General features: G+C 43.0%; 2 protein-coding genes. Both read right to left on the reverse strand.

Annotation, left to right across the window (positions count from 1 at the left end):
- Positions 1-24: 24 nt before the first annotated feature.
- On the reverse strand, positions 25-1,248 hold the full coding sequence (locus tag V7266_RS17095) for an MFS transporter (RefSeq protein ID WP_335469359.1): 1,224 nt from the start codon (positions 1,246-1,248) through the stop codon (positions 25-27).
- A gap of 42 nt (positions 1,249-1,290) precedes the next feature.
- The coding region (locus tag V7266_RS17100) for an L-lactate dehydrogenase (protein WP_335469360.1) at positions 1,291-1,973 on the reverse strand (683 nt) is incomplete at its 5' end.

The raw sequence follows: 1,973 nt of genomic DNA on the forward strand, positions 1-1,973 counted from the left end.
GAACCGTCCCCATGCTCCTGCCATTTATGCTGCTTTCCTTGCTGCTGCACCCCTTTGTCTTGTTTCTGGGAAGGTCGCGACCAGGAAGATGTACAAGCTGGAGGCAGCGATAAAGAAGATCATGGCTGGTGTGTAGCCGGATGAGCCTAGGATAAAGCTCCAAACAATGGTTGCGATGGTTTGGCCTGCGTAGGCAATAGCCCAAAATAGTCCGAACATGATCGTCAATCGTTGCGGTGTCATCCCTTTTAATTCATGAGGGAGATTTAAAAAGATTGGGTACTGAATATACATCGCAAATCCGGAAATCGCAATAAGCGTATAAGATAAAAGTGGTAGTTTATTAGCGAAAACAATCGCAAGGGCAAACGTTCCTACCATGACAATTCCTGAGAATAGAAGGGTTGGCTTGCGCGGAACCCCCTTATTCCCGATTGTAATCCCGGCAAATGTACCTAGAATCCCGAAACCGGAAATTAATAAATTCGTTACGGATCCATTTAACAAGGTATATAGGTCAAAAATCGCATTAAAACTCACAAGCGATAAGACATATAGAGTTAAAAAGGAAGCAAACACTAAGCCATAGCGCCAAAGAAATCCGTCCTTGAGCGCGTCTTTGTACCCATAGCTTTCCGCTGTTTTACCCGCTTCTTTTGTCTCAAAGGTCTCCGCTTTCCATAGCCAGGCGATAAAAAACAAAATCGTTAAAGAAGCAAAAAATGTTAACGTTACACGCCAGTTGGCAACCATTTGCTTGGCAAAAACCGTGAAAAGAACAGCGACAATAAAGGCACCTGCATTATAAGCGACCGTATTGGCCGCATTAATGCGGAGCTTGATGTTTGAATTTTTCACATAGTGAGCAACGATTGGGTTCATGTAAACAATTACCATCGATCCCCCTACAGCCATGACCATCCTTGCAACTGTATAGGCCCAATAATTAGGCAGATATATCGCGACAAGCCCCATCATCAACAGGCCGATTGCCGTGCCTGCCGCTTTTTTAGGTCCTAATTTCATGAGGACCACCGCTGCTAAAATGTTGGCAAAGACACGAGCTGTCGTAATCGAATAATTCACTAATTGAGAAATAATCGGATCAACCGGCCTGCCGAAAAACGTTTCCGTGATCTGCGGTGTCAAGGAAGAGCCCGCCACCCAGTTCATGGCAAAGGTCACATAGGCGAGCCATAAAACAGCCATCATAAAATAACCATTTTTTGTTCGATTCATCGTTTTCATCTTTTCATCTTCTTTCCTTAAGAAAGGTTTAAAAAAAATTTCCTAGATTACAGGTCTCATTGTTTCTTTTAAGACGGTCACGGAGTGGTTAAATTGTTGTTTTTCTTTTTCGTTTAAGTCGATTTCGATTACTTCGCGGATTCCGCCACGGTTAATGACAGCAGGAACGCCGATAAACACATCCTGTTGTCCATATTGTCCATCTAAATAAGAGGAAACCGTTAAGATACAGTTTTCATTATTTAAAATGGCTTTGGTAATCCGAACAAGAGACATGCCAATTCCATAGTAGGTAGCGCCTTTTCGTTCAATGATATGGTAAGCCGCATCACGTACGTTCACGAAAATGTTTTCTAAGCATTCTGTGTTTAGTTTTTCTGCAGGGAGCTCTTCCAGTCTTTCCACACCTACAGAGGCGCGGCTCCAAACCGGAAGTTCTGTATCTCCGTGTTCACCAATGATATAAGCATGAACATTTCGTGTGTCCATGTTGAAATGCTGACCAAGCGCAAAACGGAGACGCGCAGAATCTAAAACAGTACCAGAACCAATCACGCGTTCTTTTGGAAGACCAGACTCTTTCCAAGTCACATAGGTTAAGATGTCGACAGGGTTTGTTGCGACCAAGAAAATGCCGTCAAAGCCACTAGCCATGATGTTTTTTACGATTTCTTTAAAGATTTTTGTGTTCTTTTCGACTAATTGTAATCGAGTTTCACCTGGCT

It is taken from the genome of Neobacillus drentensis (assembly GCF_036965645.1).
GTDB lineage: Bacteria > Bacillota > Bacilli > Bacillales > Cytobacillaceae > Neobacillus > Neobacillus drentensis_D.